The 18,547-nt window shown below is 59.6% G+C and carries 15 protein-coding genes; 2 read left to right on the top strand and 13 right to left on the bottom strand.

Features of this window, described 5'->3' with window-relative positions; genetic code table 11:
* Window positions 1-20: 20 nt before the first annotated feature.
* Window positions 21-467 (top strand): hypothetical protein, encoded by a 447-nt coding sequence (locus tag J4E63_RS22530; protein WP_003197008.1) that lies wholly within the window; start codon window positions 21-23, stop codon window positions 465-467.
* A gap of 311 nt (window positions 468-778) precedes the next feature.
* Here J4E63_RS22530 and J4E63_RS22525 read toward each other — a convergent pair whose 3' ends face one another.
* The 12 genes from J4E63_RS22525 to J4E63_RS22475 form a co-directional block, all read right to left on the bottom strand.
* Window positions 779-1,615: an IS3 family transposase gene (locus J4E63_RS22525; protein ID WP_259333607.1), complete on the bottom strand. Its 837-nt coding sequence runs from the start codon at window positions 1,613-1,615 to the stop codon at window positions 779-781.
* Window positions 1,612-1,869: a transposase gene (locus tag J4E63_RS30965; RefSeq protein ID WP_237140769.1), complete on the bottom strand. Its 258-nt coding sequence runs from the start codon at window positions 1,867-1,869 to the stop codon at window positions 1,612-1,614. The genes J4E63_RS22525 and J4E63_RS30965 overlap by 4 nt, the downstream gene beginning before the upstream one ends.
* A gap of 388 nt (window positions 1,870-2,257) precedes the next feature.
* A complete protein-coding gene (locus J4E63_RS22520; RefSeq protein WP_207283410.1) occupies window positions 2,258-2,791 on the bottom strand; it encodes a PAAR domain-containing protein in 534 nt (177 codons plus the stop codon).
* A 250-nt stretch (window positions 2,792-3,041) separates the two neighbouring features.
* Window positions 3,042-4,040 carry a 4-hydroxyproline epimerase gene (locus J4E63_RS22515; RefSeq protein WP_207283409.1) on the bottom strand — a complete coding sequence of 333 codons (999 nt, stop codon included), beginning with the start codon at window positions 4,038-4,040 and terminating at the stop codon, window positions 3,042-3,044.
* Window positions 4,041-4,052: 12 nt separating this feature from the next.
* Window positions 4,053-4,904 (bottom strand): proline/glycine betaine ABC transporter permease, encoded by an 852-nt coding sequence (locus J4E63_RS22510; protein ID WP_207283408.1) that lies wholly within the window; start codon window positions 4,902-4,904, stop codon window positions 4,053-4,055.
* Window positions 4,901-5,749 carry a proline/glycine betaine ABC transporter permease gene (locus tag J4E63_RS22505; RefSeq protein WP_207283407.1) on the bottom strand — a complete coding sequence of 283 codons (849 nt, stop codon included), beginning with the start codon at window positions 5,747-5,749 and terminating at the stop codon, window positions 4,901-4,903. Before J4E63_RS22505 ends, J4E63_RS22510 begins: the two co-directional genes overlap by 4 nt.
* Window positions 5,746-6,864, bottom strand: a complete 1,119-nt coding sequence (locus J4E63_RS22500; RefSeq protein ID WP_060739531.1) for a glycine betaine/L-proline ABC transporter ATP-binding protein — start codon at window positions 6,862-6,864, stop codon at window positions 5,746-5,748. Before J4E63_RS22500 ends, J4E63_RS22505 begins: the two co-directional genes overlap by 4 nt.
* Before the next feature lie 78 nt (window positions 6,865-6,942).
* Window positions 6,943-7,791: a glycine betaine ABC transporter substrate-binding protein gene (locus J4E63_RS22495; RefSeq protein ID WP_060739532.1), complete on the bottom strand. Its 849-nt coding sequence runs from the start codon at window positions 7,789-7,791 to the stop codon at window positions 6,943-6,945.
* Window positions 7,792-7,861: 70 nt separating this feature from the next.
* Entirely contained in the window at window positions 7,862-9,208 is a 1,347-nt protein-coding gene (locus tag J4E63_RS22490; RefSeq protein WP_207283406.1) for an FAD-binding oxidoreductase, read from the bottom strand.
* Entirely contained in the window at window positions 9,205-10,722 is a 1,518-nt protein-coding gene (locus J4E63_RS22485) for an aldehyde dehydrogenase (RefSeq protein ID WP_207283405.1), read from the bottom strand. The genes J4E63_RS22490 and J4E63_RS22485 overlap by 4 nt, the downstream gene beginning before the upstream one ends.
* Window positions 10,715-11,626 (bottom strand): dihydrodipicolinate synthase family protein, encoded by a 912-nt coding sequence (locus J4E63_RS22480; RefSeq protein WP_207283798.1) that lies wholly within the window; start codon window positions 11,624-11,626, stop codon window positions 10,715-10,717. Before J4E63_RS22480 ends, J4E63_RS22485 begins: the two co-directional genes overlap by 8 nt.
* 625 nt (window positions 11,627-12,251) lie before the next feature.
* The gene (locus J4E63_RS22475) at window positions 12,252-13,205 is read right to left on the bottom strand and encodes a LysR family transcriptional regulator (protein ID WP_207283404.1); all 954 of its coding nucleotides are present in this window, start codon (window positions 13,203-13,205) and stop codon (window positions 12,252-12,254) included.
* Between the two features lie 163 nt (window positions 13,206-13,368).
* Here J4E63_RS22475 and J4E63_RS22470 point away from each other — a divergent pair, with 163 nt between their 5' ends.
* Window positions 13,369-17,457 (top strand): dermonecrotic toxin domain-containing protein, encoded by a 4,089-nt coding sequence (locus J4E63_RS22470; protein WP_207283403.1) that lies wholly within the window; start codon window positions 13,369-13,371, stop codon window positions 17,455-17,457.
* Window positions 17,458-17,488: 31 nt separating this feature from the next.
* Here J4E63_RS22470 and J4E63_RS22465 read toward each other — a convergent pair whose 3' ends face one another.
* Window positions 17,489-18,382 carry a LysR family transcriptional regulator gene (locus J4E63_RS22465; protein ID WP_060739538.1) on the bottom strand — a complete coding sequence of 298 codons (894 nt, stop codon included), beginning with the start codon at window positions 18,380-18,382 and terminating at the stop codon, window positions 17,489-17,491.
* Window positions 18,383-18,547 lie beyond the last annotated feature (165 nt).

The raw sequence follows: 18,547 nt of genomic DNA, 5'->3' as shown, positions 1-18,547 counted from the left end.
CCTACGTCAAGGAGACCATGATGTCGTTGAAGAAAATCGCCGTGACCGCCGCCCTGTTGCTCAGCACCCTGCCAAGCCTCAGCCAGGCCCGTGATACCGCGCTGTTCCTGCCGTTCGACAAGGTCGTCGCCGAAGCCATCCGCACCGGCAAGATCGACGGCAGCGTGAAGTTCTACCTGGCCGGCAACAAACCGGCTGGCAACGTCACCGTGGTCAGCCCCGGCGCCGTGACCAACAAGAAAACCAACGCCTTCAACAAGTCCGATGAAGTGGCCTGCGAATGGGTGCTGCAATCAGCCCTGATCAGCCTGCACCAGGCCGCCAAGAACGCCGGCGCCAACGCCGTCACCAACATCGTCAGCTTCTACAAGAGCAACGAACGCAAAGACCCCACCACCTACGAATGCCACGCCGGCGCGATCATGGCCGGTGTTGCGTTGAAAGGGGATTTGGCGAAGGTGCAATAAAAAGCGCCGTTTGGGCCATTAGAGAAGCCTGGCAATTGATGCCAGGCCATCCAACAGCCCTCATGTGGGAACAAGCTTGCTCGCGATAGCGCTGGGTCAGCACAGGCGATGCGGGCTGTACTGCCGTCATCGCGAGCAAGCTCGCTCCCACAGGGTTGGGTGGCGTACCCGGATATTGCGAACACCACAGTTCCACTGTGGGAGCGAGCTTGCTCGCGATAGCGGTGGGTCAGTACCGGCGATGCGGGCTGTGCTGCCGTCATCGCGAGCAAGCTGAACTGGTCAACTAATTTTGGACACCAGTTACGGTTTCATGCTGCCAGTTTCTCCATAGCTACCGGCGACCGGTAGTCGTTGTAGCTATGGAGTCTGACGTTGTTGTAACGCATCACATAACGCTGCACATCCACGCGGGCTTCATGCTCCGAGCTGTAGCCATCTTCTGGCACCCACTCCGACTTCAGGCTCCCAAAGAAACGCTCCATCGGGGCGTTGTCCCAGCACTCACCTTTGCGACTCATGCTTTGCAGGAGTCCATGCTTGCGCATTTCATTCCTGAATTTGTGGCTGGTGTATTGGCAGCCTTGATCGGAATGAAACAGCACCTCTTTTGGGCAACCTCGCAATTGCACCGCCATTCGCAACGCTTCGCAGGTCAGCGAGGCATCGGAAATCATTGAAAACGACCAGCCCACGATCCGGCGAGCAAACAGATCCAGCACCGCCGCGAAATACATCCAGCGCTTGCCGACCTTGATGTACGTCACATCGCCACACCACACCTGGTTGATCGCCGTGACATCAAACTTGCGCTTGAGCACGTGCGGCGCCACCAACGCTTCCACGCCGGAAGATTTGTACTTGTGCCGCCGGCGCTGACGACTGGCAACACCGGCTTCGCGCATCAAGCTGCGAGCCATATGCCGCCCGACACGATGTCCCTTTGCTTGCAGCTCCTTGGAAAGGGTGCGAGACCCCGCGGATGCTCTGGACTCCTTGTGATGCTCGACCAGCACGGCTTTAAGTTTCTCCCGCTCGGGCTTCACTTTGCCTTGGCGCTGACGCCAGGCGTAAAAGCTGCTGCGGTTGACTCCAAACGCCCGACAGCAATTGTTAATGCCGTACTGCTCGTCCAGCTCATTGATCAACGAGAATGATCTTTGGAGTCCAAAAGCAGGAGAGCACTGGCCTTTTTTAGGATTTCAATGTCCAGGTCTTTTTGCCTGAGCAACGCTTTGAGCTGCTGAATTTCACGCTGATCAGCGGTAATCGCCTTGGCGCCCACCGGGGTCGAACCCAAGCGTTCCTTGCGAACCTGATCGACCCAGCGGCGAAGCGCCGTGGGCCCAATATCCAGGCTGGCGCAGACTTCGGGAACCGACTGTCCCTCGTCCAGCACCATGCTGGCCGCTTTGAGTTTGAACTCACTGGAGTAAGATTTACGCATAACCAAAACACCTCAGATTTGGGCGCCATCATAGCGCCCGATTGAAGTGTCCAAAATCATTAGGCCAGTTCAAGCTCGCTCCCACAGGGTTGGGTGGCGTACCCGGATATTGCGAACACCACAGTTCCACTGTGGGAGCGAGCTTGCTCGCGATAGCGGTGGATCAGCACAGGTGATGCTGGCTGTGCTGCCGTCATCGCGAGCAAGCTCGCTCCCACAGGGTTGGGTGGCGTACCCGGATATTGCCGGCACGCTGTCTGGAGCCCACCAGCCGTCCGAGTGTCCAGCACCAGCCTTGTGGCGAGGGAGCTTGCTCCCGCTGGGCTGCGCAGCAGCCCCTCGTTCATTGGATGTCTTCCTTCATCCCATTCGAGTGCAGGCGATGAACATCCGCCCGTTTAAGAGCAGGCAGGAAATCCTCCGCCATCGGCACGCCTTCACGCACGATGATCAGGAAACGTTTCTGAAGCGTATTGATGATTTCGTCGCCATTGCTCAAACGACTGCCGACCAGCGCGATATTGCTATTGGCTTCCCCCGCACCGGTGATGATCCGTGCCGTGCTGCCATCGGCATACACCACCTGGTCGCCTTTCTGCGCGGCGCATACTTTCCAGCCATTATCCAAGGTGAACGTCAACGAAGATGACACCTGCTGGATCGTTCCGCCGTAACGCGTCTGGCTGCCCTCGGTGGCCACTCGATAAATAGCGATTGGCGGATGCGCTTGGACGAATGCTTTTTGTCGATTGACGAATGCCGCGACTTCTTCGCCGTAACCCTCCAGGTGGCGTTGCTCCAAGTACAAGTCATCCAAATGACAGAGAGATTCACGGGAGATTTCGTTGGTATAGGGGGCATCCAAAGATGAGTGCATTTCCAGGGACCTTATTCATGGGCTTCAGGCTGCGTCCCTTGCCGCTGGGAAGGAGCACTGAGCCGGACGATTCGGAATGATGAATAAGACGTCGCAGCGCAGGCGAGTGGCAATCCCAACGGCGTGCTACCTGGAACGAATAGGAAGTGTCTCAACTAGAAATGCGCGTTTTCCTACAGCACAGAGCGTTTATCTGGCGATTCGTTAAGCTTGGCTTCAATCGCTCGAAGAATGCACTCTGGAGAGGCGCTTACGCGAGCTGGAAACCGTGAGCGAGCGGGTCTCTGTCATCGACAAAAAGGGTGTTGTAGCCTGTCACCTGAGCCCAACCGGTGATGCTCGGGCGTATGCCGGCGAATTCGCCAACCTTTATCGCCGCCTCGACCTTGCCTTCGTAAAGCGTGCCAATCGGACTCTCGTGTCGATAGGTGTCGCCGACTCTCAGCCGCCCCTTGCCAAACAACTGCGCCATCCTGGCGGAAGTTCCGGTGCCACCAGGAGAACGATCAATGGCCTTGTCACCGTAAAACACCGCGCAACGACCATCCGCTGTGCTGTTCTGCGGTTTGTCGCACCAGATGACGTGATGCACGCCAGTGATCCGCTCATTTTCCGGGTGCAACGGATTACAGATTCCGGCCAGCGCCGCGCGCAGTTTCACACTCAGACCGACGATATCGGCGGTGCTGTGTCCATCAAGGCCTGGCCAGCATTGCTGCGGTTCGACCACCGCGTAAAAGTTACCGCCGTAGGCGATGTCGACAGTCAGTTGGCCGACGCCAGGCACCTGCACCACGACATCCGCGCTGTGCAGGTAGCTGGCAACGTTGAACAGTTTGATCGACTCGACGTATTCACCCTCCAGGGTGTACTCGACATCGACACGGCCGGCCGGGGTTTCGATCGCCAGCTTGCCCGGTTCTTTCGGCGTCACCAGCCCCTCTTCGATGACCACCGTCGAAAGCCCGATGGTCCCCGCGCCGCACATCGGCAAGCAGCCGCTGACTTCGATGAACAACGCGCCAAAGTCGCAATCTTCGCGAGTCGAGGGGTAGATGATCACGCCGGACATGATGTCGTGGCCGCGAGGCTCGAACATCAGCGCGGTGCGTACCCAGTCGTGATCGCGGACGAATATCTCCCGCCGCTCGGCCATGGAAACCGACGGCAACAACGGACCGCCACCTGCGACAACGCGAACCGGATTGCCGCAGGCGTGGGAATCGATACAGAAAAAACTGCGTCTCATGGTGCCGTCCTGTTAAACCATTTTGCTGGGAGAATGGCGCTGCAGCGCGCCGCGAGACAGGCGATCGAGCAGCAACGCGATGGCGACGATGGCAAGACCGGCACGCAGGCCCAGGCCCATTTCCATCCGCGACAGCCCCCTGGTGACTTCAGCCCCCAGGCCACCCGCCCCCACCAGACCGGCGAGTACCACCATGGCCAGCGACATCAGGATGCACTGGTTCAGGCCCACCAGCAGCGTGGGTGCGGCGGTCGGCAATTCGATTTTGAACAGAATGTCCTTCGGCGACGCACCGGACGCTTGCCCCAGTTCCAGCAGGTCTTTGGGCAGTTGTTTGAACGCCAGCGTGGTCAGGCGCAGCATCGGCGGAATGCCGTAGACGATGGTGGCGATGATCGCCGGAACACGCCCCAGGCTGAACAGGATCACCGCCGGAATCAGATACACCCAAGGCGGCACGGTCTGCATGATATTGAGGATTGGCAGAAACGCATCGTCTACGCGCTTGACCCGAGCGGCCAGAACCCCCAGCGGGAAGGCAATCGCCACCGAAATCAGCACCGACACGGACACCAGCGCGATGGTCTGCATCGACGCGACCCACAGGCCAGAGAACAGGCAGAACGCCAACATCAACGCCGCGAACACCGCCACACGTTTGGTGGCGAAGATGAACGCGGCAACAAAGACGATGGCGATCATGACGTAGGGATGAGGCGCCAGCAACAGGCGCTCGACCAGCCCCAGCACAGCCTCTACCACTTGGCTGATGACGACGAACAAGCCATGCAGATTGGCGTTGAGCCAGTCCACGACGGGGGCTAGAAACTCACCGGGGGAAAAACGCAGGTCGGCGATGCTCATTGGCTTTCTCCCATACGAGGCCGTGCTGCACTCTGCGCCAGGCGGTCGAGGATCATGGTCAGGATGACGATGGCGATGGCCGCGTTGATCGACTTGGCGATGTCCAGCGTGCGCACCGCACCGTAGATCGACTCACCCAGGCCGCCGGAACCGACGATCCCGGCGATCACGACCATGCCGAACGCCATCATCAGGCTCTGGTTGACGCCGGCCATGATGCTGGGCATCGCGAATGGCAGGCGGATCTTGAAGAACATCTGCATCCCGGTCACACCGCTGGCGTCGCCCAGTTCGATGAACTCCTTGGGGGTCATGCGAATGCCCAGCGAAGTCAGGCGCAAGGCCGGTGGCAGCGCGACAATGAAAGTCGCCAACAACGCAGTGGCCGGGCCGTATCCCAACAGCGCAATGGCGGGCAGCAGATAAATGTAGGGCGGCATGGTCTGCACCAGGTCCAGGCACGGATCGACCACCTGGTCGAATGCAGGCGCGAGCCCCGCGACCACGCCCAACGGGATTGCAACCAACAGCGCCAGAAAGGTCGCGGTGAGGACAAGAGCCAGTGTGCTCACGGTCTCCGGCCACAGTCCGATAAAGGCGCAAAACATCAGGGCCAGCCCCGACAGAATCGCGAAACGAAGGCCGATCAAGCGCCAGCCGATCAACGCGAACAGCAGCGCAATGACGTAAAACGGCGGCAAGGCGACGCACCAGAGCACGCCTTTGTAGACCGCTGTCAGCGCGTCGTTGGCGGCGCTGAACAGGAACTCGCCGTGATCGGCCAGCCACTCCAGGCTGGAATCGATGGCCGAATCGAACTGACTGGAAAAGTCGGGGGTGCTCATGCCGAAGCCTCCAGCGCAGCGGTCGCTGACGAGGCTGAGAATTCATTCGCAATTCCCTGCACACCGCGCAGCAGATCACGAGGCGTGATGATCCCTACGACCACGTCGTTATCGACCACCGCCAACGCATCGCGCTCGGATTTCACGGTCAGGCCAATCAGCTCGTTGATGTCCGCATCGAGCCTGGTCTTGATCAGTCGCGCAATATCACAGCCGGGGTTGGCCGCCTTGAACGGCGCGACCGGGGTCATCACCGAGTGGGCCTTGACCAGATGCAGGCGCGAGATGCCCGCGACGAACTCGGCCACGTAATCATCGGCAGGCTTGAGGACGATTTCTTCGGCGGTACCCACCTGAATGATCACCCCGTCCTTCATGATCGCGATGCGGTCGCCGATGCGGATGGCTTCGTCCAGGTCGTGGGTAATGAACACCGCAGACTTGCCGAGCTCTTTCGTCAGCTGGCGGAACTCGTCCTGTAGCTGGCGGCGGATCAACGGGTCGAGGGCGCTGAACGGCTCGTCCATCAGAATCACTTCCGGGTCGGCAGTGATCGCCCGGGCCAAGCCGACACGTTGCTGCATGCCCCCGGACAACTCGCTGGGGTAACGCTGCGACCATTCGCTCAGGCCCACTTTCGCCAGCGCACGCTCAGCCACCTTGTAGCGCTCGGCCTTGCCGATGCCCTGCACTTCCAGGCCGAACGCGGTGTTTTCCAGCACCGTGCGGTTGGGCAGCAGGGCCACGCTCTGGAAGACCATGCCGATGTGCCGGGCGCGTACTTCGCGCAATTGTGCCGCTGAAAGCGTGGAAAGATCCTTGCCCTTGACCAGGACCTTTCCGGAACTTGGGGTGATCAGCTTGTTGAGCAACCTGATCAGGGTGGATTTGCCACTGCCGGACAATCCCATGATGCAAAAGATCTCTCCACGGCGGACCTGGAGACTGACGTTCGAGACCCCGACCACGCAGCTGTAATCTTGCAGAATCCGGGTCTTGGTAAGCCCCTGCTGAACGACAGCTTGCATCGCGGCAGGTGCGCTTTCCCCAAAGATTTTCCAGACATTCTGGCAATCTACCAGCACTTCGTTAGTGTCAATTTTAGCCGTTGTCATGTCGTAACCCGTCGAGTCAGTTTTGGCTGACTTCTCTCATTGATCAAAAGGCGGCAGTGGCAAAAAAAGCGTTGTGTTTCACTTCTTGACGTTTTCCCAGCGCTTCAACAAATCGGCGTGACTGTCGGTCCAGCCCTTGACGGCCTCATCCATGGTCTTGCCGTCCTTGACCTCGGCGTTCATGGCGGTGATGTCGGCGATAGGCACGTAAACACTGGCCATCAGCTCACGGGCACGTGGATTGCCCTCGGCGAAACCTTTATGGCCGATCCAGTAATAGCCTTGCAGCGGCGGGAAGATGCCTTTGGGGTCTTTCAGAAACTTCAGGTCGAATTTCTTGGTCATCCAGGACGGATCCCACACCGTGACCGCCACCCACTCTTTGCGGTCCACAGCGGACTTCAGCGCGGCGGTCATCGCAGCGGTACTGCCTTCGACCAGTTTCAGCTTGAGGTCATAGGCCTTGACCACGTTGTTGGCATCGCTCATCAAGCCTGACCCTGGCTCGATGCCGATGATCTTGCCGCCGAGCTTGTCTGCGTTGGCATTGAGTTGATCGATCGAATCGATGTCGACATAGCTGGGCACCGCCAGCCCCTGGTACAGACCGAACGAGACCGGCGACAGTTTTTCGAGCCTGTTTTTATTCTTGTTCCAGTAATCGGAGGCGGCGTAATCGGTCTGGGAGGCCAGAACCTGAACATCACCCTTGGTCAGGGCTGCATAGGCAATGCCCCACTCCGAAAACTCCACCACTTTGACCGTGTAGCCAGAGTCCTCGAGCACCTTCTTGGTGATGCCGGTGATGGGGGTCAAGTCCTCCCAGTTCATGGTGCCCATGGTGATGGTTTTCTCTTCGGCGTGAACCGGCAGACTCATCATGCCTGCTACCGCAACCGCACAGACTGCCTTCCAGATTTTCTTCATGGCGTTCCCCGATCTACGTTTATAAAACTGGTTATGGATGTTTAACGAACCTCGGTCTTGCGACTCGACCTCAACCTTCCCGACCGGCCCTAAGTGCCTGCCAGCGAATGACTGAACTGACGCCCAACTGAGTCAACAACTTCGGTGGCAACTTGCTCGGCCCTGGAGCCTGGCTGTAGCGCTGCAAAAACTCCGACTGCGTACCGCTTGCCAACTCGGCGGCCATGACCCCGGCCAGGGTGCTCTTCACCGTGCCCAGACCGTTCTCGCAGCATGCGGCGTAGAGGTTTTCTTCCACTTCGCCAAAGGCTGGCGCGCTGTTGCGGCTCAGGCACAGGCGCCCTGCCCAGCTGAATTCGATGGGTGTCGATTTCAACTCCGGGAAGCGTGCGTCGAGCGAATGCCGTTGTTCTTCGGCCACCGCCGCAACACGCATCGGCGTCACGGTGATGGTCGGGTCGTAGGTGAATTTGGTGCGAATGACGATGCGCGATTGCCCGTTCGAGGTGATCTTGCGCACCGTTGCGCCCATCGGATCGGCGGGCAGCAGCGCCCAGCGGTCGTGACCGGTCACGTTGCGTTTGAATTCGTCGTGGCTGAATCCGGCGGTCATCGAGGCATAGGTGAAGACATGCAGCAGCCGCCCCTTGAAATGCCCGAAGTCTTCGATGTGGCCATTGACCGCAAGGATGACTTTCGGCGCCGAGACTCGGCCCTTGTGGGATTTCGCCACCCAGCCGGCCCCGGACTTCGACAGCTCGACAATCGGCGAGCGCTCGTAGAGGCTGATCTTCTGCCCCAGCCCCTGCGCCAGGTCGCGGATGTACTGCGCCGGCTGAATCATCACCGCGCCGGGGGTATACAACCCACCGTGGTAGTAATTCGAGCCGGTGATTTCCAGCATCTGTTTGGCGTCGTACAACTCATGCCGTTCGCCGATCCTCGCCAGGGACTTCGCGTACTTGAGGTTCAGCTTCAAGCCGCGCTCGGTGGCTGCCGCGTTGATCTTCCCGGAGGGGTCGAAGGTCTGCCGCGACATGCCGTACTCAACCGCAACCTGAGCCGCAAAGTCGATGGCAAAGCGATTCTGTGCGATCTCCTGCGCAGTGGCGGACTCACCGGCCACCGAGTATTCGCCGGAGGAAAGGCTGTGGGGCACATCGATCATGAAACCGGAGTTGCGCCCCGCAGGGCCCTTGGCGATTTCATGGGCGTCGACCACCACGATGGTGTCGTCGGGACGTAGCTGGGACAGCCGACGCGCCGCCGACAGACCCGCGAATCCCGCACCGATGATCAGCCAGTCCGCCGACACGTTCCCATCAAGCATTCGCACAGGGGCGGAACGCGTGGAGATCGCCTCCCAGCCTGAAACACCGGTGTCTACCGGCAGCCGCTTGATGGTGTGATCGCTCATTTTACGGTCTCGTCAACCGACCGATCAGACACATCGATCCAGATGGTTTTGATTTCGGTGTACTGGTCGTGGGCGAACACTGACTTGTCGCGACCACCGAAACCGGACTCCTTGTAACCGCCGAACGGCGTCGATGCATCGCCCTCGCCGAAGCAGTTGACAGTGACGATCCCGGCACGGATTTCGCGAGCCAGCTTGATCGCCCGGCGCAGGTTGCCGGTGTACACCGAAGCGGCCAACCCGTAGTGGGTGTCGTTTGCCAGGGCAATGGCTTCGCAGATCGAGTTGAAGGTCGTGACCGACAGCACCGGGCCGAAAATCTCTTCCTGGAACAGGCGGCTGTCGCGATCCACACCGTCGATTACGGTGGGCTGAATAAAGGCACCGTCATGAGTATCGCCGCCATACACGGCTTCCAGATTGCTCACGCTGGCGTAATCCAGGTAGGACTTCACTTTCTCGAAATGGTCGCTGCTGACCAGTGCGCCCACGCGATTCTGCGGGTCCAGCGGGTCGCCCATTTTCCACTCGCGGATATAGGCGCCCATGCGCTTGAGCAGTTCGTCTTTGACCGATGCGTGAACCAGCAGGCGCGAAGTCGCCGAGCAGTTCTCGCCCATGTTCCAGAACGCGCCGTTGACCACCTGCTCGGCGACCAGGTCGAGATCCTCGGCGTCGTCCATGACCACGGCCGGGTTCTTGCCGCCACACTCGAGCACTACACGCTTGAGATTGGAATCGGCGGCGTAATGCAGGAAGCGCCGACCGGTTGCGGTTGAGCCGGTAAAGCTCACCATGTCGACATCTTTGTGCAGGCCGAGGGGTTCGCCCACGTCCTTGCCGGTACCCGTGACGATGTTCAGCACGCCAGCGGGCACACCCGCGTCGAAGGCCAGCTCGGCGACACGCAGTGTGGTCAAGGTGGTTTGTTCAGCGGGTTTGACGATCACCGAACAACCGGCGGCCAGCGCAGGGCCGATCTTCCAGGCGAGCATCAACAGCGGGAAGTTCCACGGCAGCACACAGCCCACAACGCCAATCGGCTCGCGCACCACCATGGTCAAGGCATCGTTGCCCACCGGCGCGGTGTGGTCGTAAAGCTTGTCGATCACCTCGGCATGCCAGCGCAGGGTGTGAATGGTGTCTGGCACGTCGACCAGTTGGCATTCACGCACCGGTTTGCCGCTGTCCAGGCTTTCCAGCACCGCCAGTTCATGACGATTCTTTTCCAGCAGCTTGGCGAACTTCAGGAGCACGGCCTTGCGCTCACCAGGGGGCAGCAGCCTCCAGCGGCCATCTTCGAAGGCTTCCCTGGCTTTGCTGACGGCATAGTCCACGTCTTCGGCAGCACAGGCCGAAACCTCGGTCAAAAGCTCGCCGGTAGCCGGATTGACGGTGGCAAAGGTATTGCCGGAAATCGCAGGCTTGAAGGCGCCATTGATGAAGGCGGTGTTCGGAAACGACATCGACTTTGCGATGGCGGCATATTCGGCCGCAGTCAGAAGATCACGCATTGTTGGCTCCCGAGGTGATGTGGGCGACGGTACGTTTCACGTTGGCGATGACGGTCTGCAGGCTGCGTTTGTCGTCCGAATTGAGCGGACGCAATGGCGCACGTACGTCACCGACTTCGAGCCCGTTCAATTCACAACCGAACTTGATACACTGCACGAACTTGCCGCCGTCCAGCGCATTCATCAGCGGCATCATCGCGGACATGATCTGGCGGCCCTTATCGAAGTTCTTCTCGACGACACAGGCTTCATATAACGCAACATGCTCTTTTGGCAGAAAGTTTGAACCGGCACACACCCAACTCCTGGCGCCCCAGGCAAAGAACTCGAGTGCCTGGTCATCCCAACCACAAGACAAGGCGATATGGGGAAATTCACGGGCCAATAAATGAACGCGGCCCATATCGCCGGAACTTTCTTTAATGGCTTTTACGTTTTTGGACTTGCCGACCCGAGCGAGGTATTCCTCGTTCATTTGCACACACATGCGACCCGGATAGTTGTACAACATGATCGGCATATTGGCCGCGCGGTCGATGGTCAGCGCGTGGATGGCGTTTTCCTGATCGGTCGGCAGCGCGTAAGGCGGTGTGGTCACCAGGATCGCGTCGGCCTTGATCCGCTTGGCATCCTCGGCAAACAACACCGCGTCTTCGGTGCGAATGGCGCCGGTGCCGATGATCAACTGTACGCGGCTGCCGATGACTTCCCTGGCATGTGCGGCGAGCTTGAGGCGCTCCTCGGCAGTCTGCGCATAATATTCGCCGGTGGAACCGCCAATGATGATCCCGTGCACTTTCGCTTCGATCAGAGATTCGAGAACCTCGGAAAAGACGCGCCAGTCGATTTCACCATCAGGCGTATGCGGCGTGACCGCCGGTGTGTAAATGCCTTCGAATTTCAAGACGATATTCTCCGAATAGGAATGGCCGTGGCGTTTAAAAAGAAACGGCCAATTAACAACAGCAAAACGTACGCGGCCGAAGCCCTGGAACACGAAATAAAGTCCATCTGATTTCCGGGACGTGCCCCGATGTAAAAACAAATAACGCAGGTGTGAGGATGACGTTGACTCAGGATTTAATCCTGAACCTTTATCAACGCAAGAACTTCAATGTTCTTTCGCAATCGCCCAGCGCGACACATTTCCAGAGCCACTCAAGTACATCGAGCAGGCCGCAGAAAAAACGCTAAAGCTTTAGAATACGTTCGGTCGAGACACGGCCTTTACCTCAGGCAGACACTGTTCGACACAGGGCAGATGAGCAATCGCTTTAATCAACATAGTCAGACCGTATCTATCCCAATTGGCAGTGACGACGGTTTCTTATTTTCAGCACGTATGGAAGGTCTCCATCGGCTTTTGCACGCCCCGAATCCTCTTGCATCGACCCGAGGATTACTGGCGGCTTGTGTGAAGATTACGTGTCGAACGCGCTTGCCAACAAGAAACCTTTTCACTGGGCAATGCATAAAAAAATGTTATCGATTGGACGCTCAGGATGTCGTTCGCGTCGCGGATGCCCGGTTCATTCGAACTGCGACAGCACCCAGTCCCTGAACCGGCAACAGGCCTCGTCGTGCTCGCGGTCTTCCCTGAACGTCAGGTAGTGCTGGCTTTCCTTGAGCACAACTTCTTCAGCGACCGGCCGCACCAGCAACCCGTCGTCAATCAGCTTTGTCACCAAGTGGTTCCAGCCAAGAGACACGCCCTGATGGGTCAGCACCATGCTGATGATGAGGTTGTAGTCGTTGGCATTGAGCACGTGAGGGCTGTCGTGCGGGCGCTCGTCAAGATTGACGTTATGGAAGGCGAACCACACATTCCAATCCACATGTTCCGCCACCTGCGAACGGCCATAGGGGCTGAGATTGAGCAGCACGCCATTGCGCAGCCCTTCCAGGCTCGACAACTGCGGGTGAGCGTCTCGGTATTGCGGGGTACAGACCGGATAGATCACGTCGTGGAACAGCGGATAGCTGCGGTAACCATCCTGAATCCGGGCCATCTTGGTGATGAAAATGTCCGGGCGAATGCCAGGCTCCATCGACAGAAAGTTCTGGGTGGTGATCAGGTTGAGATCAATATCGGGATTCTGGCTGAAAAAGGTAGGCAGTTTCGCCGCCAGCCATAGCGCCGAAAATGCGGGAGAGCAGCACAGGGTCAGCACGCGCTTCCCGGCGTTATGAGTGCGGATGCGCTCAGCCGCCTGGGAGATATTTACGAATGACATTTGCGCTGCGTCGAAGAAAATGGCGCCTGCTTCGGTCAACTCGACCGCACGACCTATTCGCCTGAACAGCTCTACGCCAAGATACGTTTCAAGCTCGCGAATTTGCCGACTGATCGCTGCCTGGGTCACGCACAGCGCCTCTGCGGCACGGGTGAAGCTCTGGTATTTGGCGGCTGCCACGAAGGACTTGACGGCCTTGAGAGAAGGCATTTTCAACAACGTCAAATCTGGATCGATGTGCTTGACCATAGCTTTAACGAGTCATCCATTTTGAGAAATAGGCAGATACTGGGAACTGAGATAGAGATCTTCTTACGCTATCGCCTCTCCCCGCATGCGGTACCTATATACCACCCACCCGAGTTTTTCCTGAATAGGTTGTACTGCCAACATTCCTCCAGGAAGAAAAGCAGTGGAACACCCTCCCCTTACAACGTCCCATGACTTACCGTTCGCCGACAGCGCCGCGCTGCCGGATGCCCCGCTGGTCAGCCAGCTCAAGGCGTCGCAGCAACACATGATCCGCCTGAACGACGCCATCCCACGGCCTTCCAATGTGATGAGGCAACACCTGGATTATTGGTTCAGGAGAACCTTCCCTGCCTTGGCGGGCAGCATGACGGTGCACGAACTGTCCGTGCGCACGCTGCGCGAAGAGACGATCGCGCCTGCGCAGCGCACAGCCGATGACCCGGCCACCGGTAAGACGGTGACGGACACCCGCTTGCTCGAAACCCTTTTGCTGCAAGTCGTCGCTGGCAGGATCGATCCGCGGGCGTTCTTCCGTGACCTGGACGACATCGAGATTGTCACCCATCGGGACAGCACCACCGCAGCGCCCGTCGCCCTGAACGAGCGCGCCGCAAAAACTGAAATCAAGCGGCTGATCAGCGCCACGCCGGCGCTTTATGAACGACTGCTCACCCGTGCATTGGATGAGTTCTGGAACAAACCGGCCGACTTCAGCCAGGACCGCAACGTCGGCGACTGGCTGGCGGACGAACTCGCCAGGCAACTAAAAGCCCAGGCCGATCTGCATCGGCTGGACACGACATTGAGCCCGCAAATGCACCAGGCGCTGACCGACCATGCGTTGTCGGCGCCGGACGCAGCGTCTCGCGCACAGTTGGCGGAACGGGTCCGACCCGGGGTGTTCAGCCTGGGGATCACACCCCGCCGGTGGGGCTTCAGCGTACCGGTGTCGGGCGCCGTGGCCTTGTCGCGGTATGACAACGCCAGCGATTCGGGACATGCCGTGCTGTATCGCCCGGGCCAGCCGTTGCAACTGTACGACACCCTGGTGGCGCTCACGGCCGGCCTGGCACAAGACGGCAACGCTGGGGATGAAGTCGACATCGCGCCTGTCACCGAGCACTTCCTCGCGCGCCTGGTCACGGAACTGCGGACAGGGCAGAAAACCGCCGTGCGCGATGCCGTGCTGGACGGTCCCGCGGCGTCGGAAGAAATCACCGCCTGGATGAACAGGGTCGATGCGGCGGCGGACATCGGCCACAAGCTGGACCTGGCAAACGCCATGGAGGAGCGCGAACTGCGGCTAAACCTCAAGAGACTCAATGACTGGCTGCACGGCAACCCGCACGTTACCGCCAGCGATCGCCTGGCATGGTGGGCGGCGACACGGGCCCTGCACAACGCCCTGACGGATCAGCCCCCGCCGCCGGACCCGGTGACGCTGGCCACCATGGACGCTCTTCGGGACCGGACCCGTCAGTTGCTCGCCGATGTCATCAAGGCGAAGTACCCGCCGGTCGACCCTGAGGACGTGTCCCTGAGCATCAGAAGAACCGTGGTCGATCCCCACGCACCGACAGGTAGCTCGCCGTTTGGCTCCGGGGTCTCGCAAGGCAGCGTGAGGGGAATCGTCGATGACCGTCGCTCCCTGACACAGTGGGCGATGTCCAACCTGACCCAGGACGAACGCCATGCCTCTCACCCAGCCGTGGAAGGGCCGCTGAGCTTCGCGCAAATTGTGGACGTCATTGAGAGGGCGAACATCGGCGCCCGGCTCCCGGTCGAGCTGCAACGCGTGGCCCGGGAACAACAGGCGCAGTGGATGGCCCTGAAAGCGCAACAGATGCGCGCCCAAGTGTGGGCCGCGCATATTTCGGGAGACTTGCGGCACGACCGGGACAATACCGGCTTGAAGCTGGTGCTGGCGGCACTGGACGGCCCGACCGCAGCGGCACGCGACAAGGTCAACGGGCACCAGGTGGTGGTCCGCCAACTGCAATGGGGCGACAGCGTGCTGAGGGAAGTGCTGGCGTTTGGGGTGAAGGCGACGGCGAGCCGCCCTTCGTTGACGCTTTACACACCAGGCGCCCCCGACGGCAAGACGTTCAGGGACGTGGATGCGCCAAGCGCGCGGGCGTTGGAAACAACCTTGGTGCAAACACTCACTGCCACGTCGGAGATGACCCGTTGGCTCATTTCGCACCTGCCGCTGCTCGAACAGGCCAAGCAACTTGCCAGCATGGCACCGACCTCGGAGGACCTGGCGCTCGAGGAAAAAATCAAGAAAGTCACACAGTCTGTCTTCGCGTGGGCCCAGGACAGGGCACAGGACGATTTCGCGAAGACCATCGCTTCGCCCATCGTCGAGGGGGATGTGTTCAAAGCGTTGCATGAGACGCAAATCGCCCATGGGCTCAAGACGGCAGACATGTTGACGGTGACCCATGCCGAGCGCGACAACACCTACGCCCAAGAGGGACGCCGCAGCGCCGTCCTGCTGCTGACGGGGGCGATGTCGATGTTCCCGGCAGGCCGGCTGGGCGGCCTGCTGGGACGAGCGATCCTGCCGACCATGGCCGGCGGTGCCGCGGTGTCGGCGATAGACGATGAGAACGGCAGCCTGCAGCAGTGGACCCTTGATTTTATCGGCGGGCTGGGGGAGGTCATCGCCGAGGCGGGGCAGGACTTGATCATGGCCCGCGCCGGACGCCGTCGCAGGCAAGCACGCCCGGCGCTATCGGCGCTCCCCCCCATGACGGACCCGGAGCTGGAGCCGTACCGGCTCAAAGGGTTCGACGGCCACGGATTGATCCACGAGGGTCGCCACCGGTACCGGGATGCAAGCGGGCAAGGCTACTTGATGCTGGAGAACGGCTATTACAAGGCGGCGGTCCAGGCAGGCGAGCAAATCATCTACGCGCCCGACAACCGCTCCAACCAACGGACTGTCATTTGGGAAAATGATCGTTGGCAGATTGAAGAACGTCAGCGTCTACGCGGAGGCGGCGCGCTCCAGAGCCTGCTCAGACGAGCCCCGCAGACGCCGCGAGAGCGAGCTTTCAATGCATTGGTGGAAGGGGTGCTGGTCAACAATCGCTACCCCACCCTCGAAGCCGTCAACACGGCAAAGGAGATTTTCCACACCATGCCCGACGCGCTGCTCGAACGCATACTCGACGAAAGCATGGCCGACATAGGCGCGCTCGACCTCAACGCCTATCTCTCGAAAATAAGGGACCTGACCCAGGGCCGGGGCAATCTGTCCCGGCATCAGGCCGCCCACGACGATCTGCTGGACAAGATGAACACTTGGCGAATCGTGACCCTTAGCTATAAAGACATCGAAGCCAACGCGCCTGACGTCGAACTGAGCGAAACACAAAAAATAAAAATATATGACACGATCATTTCGCACAAAAACGTGTTCTTTACCGAAGATCGAATCCAGGTGCACACCACCATCATCACGGACAACCTGACCGGCGCAGTCTTCATGACCTTCACGCCTCATAAAGGCCGGAAAAGAGTGGCCATGGACAAGATATCCAAAGACACCCGGGCCATGTTGCACGCCGTGGAAGCCAAACTGAATGCCAAGGCCCAGGCGTTACATCCGGGGGATGGCCCGCAAGAGCAGGCCGCCCGAGAAAACTACATGGCTTCGGAGGATTACTACAACGAGATGATCACTGCGCTTCGGGAAGAGAAGCAGCGCATGCACAAGCCTGGCCTGTTGACGGAGATAAGGAACAATCGCGTGCCTTATCTCATTGTCAACAAAGGCAAGACCCAGCGAAATACCATGCTGCTCACCAGCGAAGACATTACAAACTTCACCAGCTCGCTCGCAAACTATGAACCCTTCGACATCGAAATCGTTACACAGGCCAAGTCCAACAAAGTGACAGGGACACCCCCACCCACCGCCCCCATGGTTTTACCCGCCCCGGAGCTTGTACCGGATAAATTCCAGACCCGCACCAGCCCATTGGCCGAAACACAGATGGCATACGCCAGCTTTCCCAAGGAGGCTGAAGCCAAGGTCGGGGAAATCCTGGCAGATATCCGCGCCGGCAGGATAACCACCAAGCGAATCTATCGGTACTACTGGTACACCATGGCCCAACTGTCCCCCGGCGGTGGCAAAGGCGCATGGCGCGCCGCGTTCGAACGCAAGGGCGACACCTGGATACTCCAGGGCTTTTATGATTACCACGGCAATAAGCCCGCGACGGTCTGGGAAGGATAGGTCGATCGAATCGAGGTCGAGTGGTTGGCGATCAACAGCCAGTGCCTTGCGTCAGTAAATCCACAAACGCCTTCGCCATCGGCGAACGCTGTTCCTTGCGCTGCACCAGCCACACGGCCGAGACCGCCGCCGGGTCGAGCAGCGGTCGATAGACCACGCCATCGATGCGCATGCGTTGGTAGGACGCCGGCAATACCGAGACACCCAGCCCTGCCGCGACCAGGCCGATGATGGTCATGGCCTCACCGGCTTCCTGGGCGAAGTGCGGGCTGAAGCCGGCGTCGCGGGCCAGGCTCAGCAATTGCGCGTAGAGGCCGCTGCCGTAGCTGCGCGGGAAAAACACGAACGGTTCCTGAGCCAACGCCGAGAGGAACAGGCCCTTTTCATCGCCCTGGGCCAGGGGATGCTTGGCGCTGAGCACGGCCACCAGGGGTTCGCGGCTGAGTTCGATTTCCCTCAGGGCGTCGGGCAGCGGCAAGGGCCGCATGATGCCGACCTCGATCGCCTCATCCAGCAGTGCGTCGGCCACTTGGGTGCTGCTCATTTCCCGCAGGTTCAGGTGCACCGCCGGGAAGCGCTGACGGAACGAGAAGATCGCCTGGGGAATGGTCGAGTTGAACGGTGCCGAGGAGGTGAAACCGATTTTCAGCTCGCCCAACTCCCCCAGTTGGGCACGGCGGGCCACGTCGGCGGCCTTGTCGACCTGGACCAACACCCGTCGCGCTTCTTCAAGGAACAGCCGCCCGGCCTCGCTCAATTCGACTCGACGATTGGTGCGCTCGAACAACCGTGCGCCAATCTCCTGTTCCAGCGCCTGGATCTGCTGGCTCAACGGCGGCTGGGAGATGCCCAGGGCCAGCGCGGCGCGGCCGAAATGCAGTTCTTCGGCAACGGCGATGAAGTAACGCAAGTGACGCAGTTCCATGGGCCATCCAATAGGTCGTTAAACATCTTAAACAGGTCGAATAATATATTGGATAGAAACATTAGCTGGCTATATGCTTTTTTCATTGCCTGCCTGATCGTGTCCTTGCGAGGTCCACCGTGAAAACTGCTGTCGCTCCATTGGCCCATGAAATCCCGTCGCGTG

It is taken from the genome of Pseudomonas sp. FW300-N2F2, from assembly GCF_017351655.1.
Lineage (GTDB): Bacteria > Pseudomonadota > Gammaproteobacteria > Pseudomonadales > Pseudomonadaceae > Aquipseudomonas > Aquipseudomonas fluorescens_AA.
This window is presented reverse-complemented; position numbering and strand designations above follow the sequence as displayed.

What these genes read in the sequence shown, in the direction of transcription:
- J4E63_RS22495 (WP_060739532.1), bottom strand. Translation starts at nt 7,791, where the DNA reads ATGAAGAAAATCTGGAAGGCAGTCTGTGCGGTTGCGGTAGCAGGCATG.
- J4E63_RS22490 (WP_207283406.1), bottom strand. Translation starts at nt 9,208, where the DNA reads ATGAGCGATCACACCATCAAGCGGCTGCCGGTAGACACCGGTGTTTCA.
- J4E63_RS22530 (WP_003197008.1), top strand. Translation starts at nt 21, where the DNA reads ATGTCGTTGAAGAAAATCGCCGTGACCGCCGCCCTGTTGCTCAGCACC.
- J4E63_RS22485 (WP_207283405.1), bottom strand. Translation starts at nt 10,722, where the DNA reads ATGCGTGATCTTCTGACTGCGGCCGAATATGCCGCCATCGCAAAGTCG.
- J4E63_RS22510 (WP_207283408.1), bottom strand. Translation starts at nt 4,904, where the DNA reads ATGAGCATCGCCGACCTGCGTTTTTCCCCCGGTGAGTTTCTAGCCCCC.
- J4E63_RS22515 (WP_207283409.1), bottom strand. Translation starts at nt 4,040, where the DNA reads ATGAGACGCAGTTTTTTCTGTATCGATTCCCACGCCTGCGGCAATCCG.
- J4E63_RS22475 (WP_207283404.1), bottom strand. Translation starts at nt 13,205, where the DNA reads ATGGTCAAGCACATCGATCCAGATTTGACGTTGTTGAAAATGCCTTCT.
- J4E63_RS22505 (WP_207283407.1), bottom strand. Translation starts at nt 5,749, where the DNA reads ATGAGCACCCCCGACTTTTCCAGTCAGTTCGATTCGGCCATCGATTCC.
- J4E63_RS22465 (WP_060739538.1), bottom strand. Translation starts at nt 18,382, where the DNA reads ATGGAACTGCGTCACTTGCGTTACTTCATCGCCGTTGCCGAAGAACTG.
- J4E63_RS22500 (WP_060739531.1), bottom strand. Translation starts at nt 6,864, where the DNA reads ATGACAACGGCTAAAATTGACACTAACGAAGTGCTGGTAGATTGCCAG.
- J4E63_RS30965 (WP_237140769.1), bottom strand. Translation starts at nt 1,869, where the DNA reads ATGGTGCTGGACGAGGGACAGTCGGTTCCCGAAGTCTGCGCCAGCCTG.
- J4E63_RS22520 (WP_207283410.1), bottom strand. Translation starts at nt 2,791, where the DNA reads ATGCACTCATCTTTGGATGCCCCCTATACCAACGAAATCTCCCGTGAA.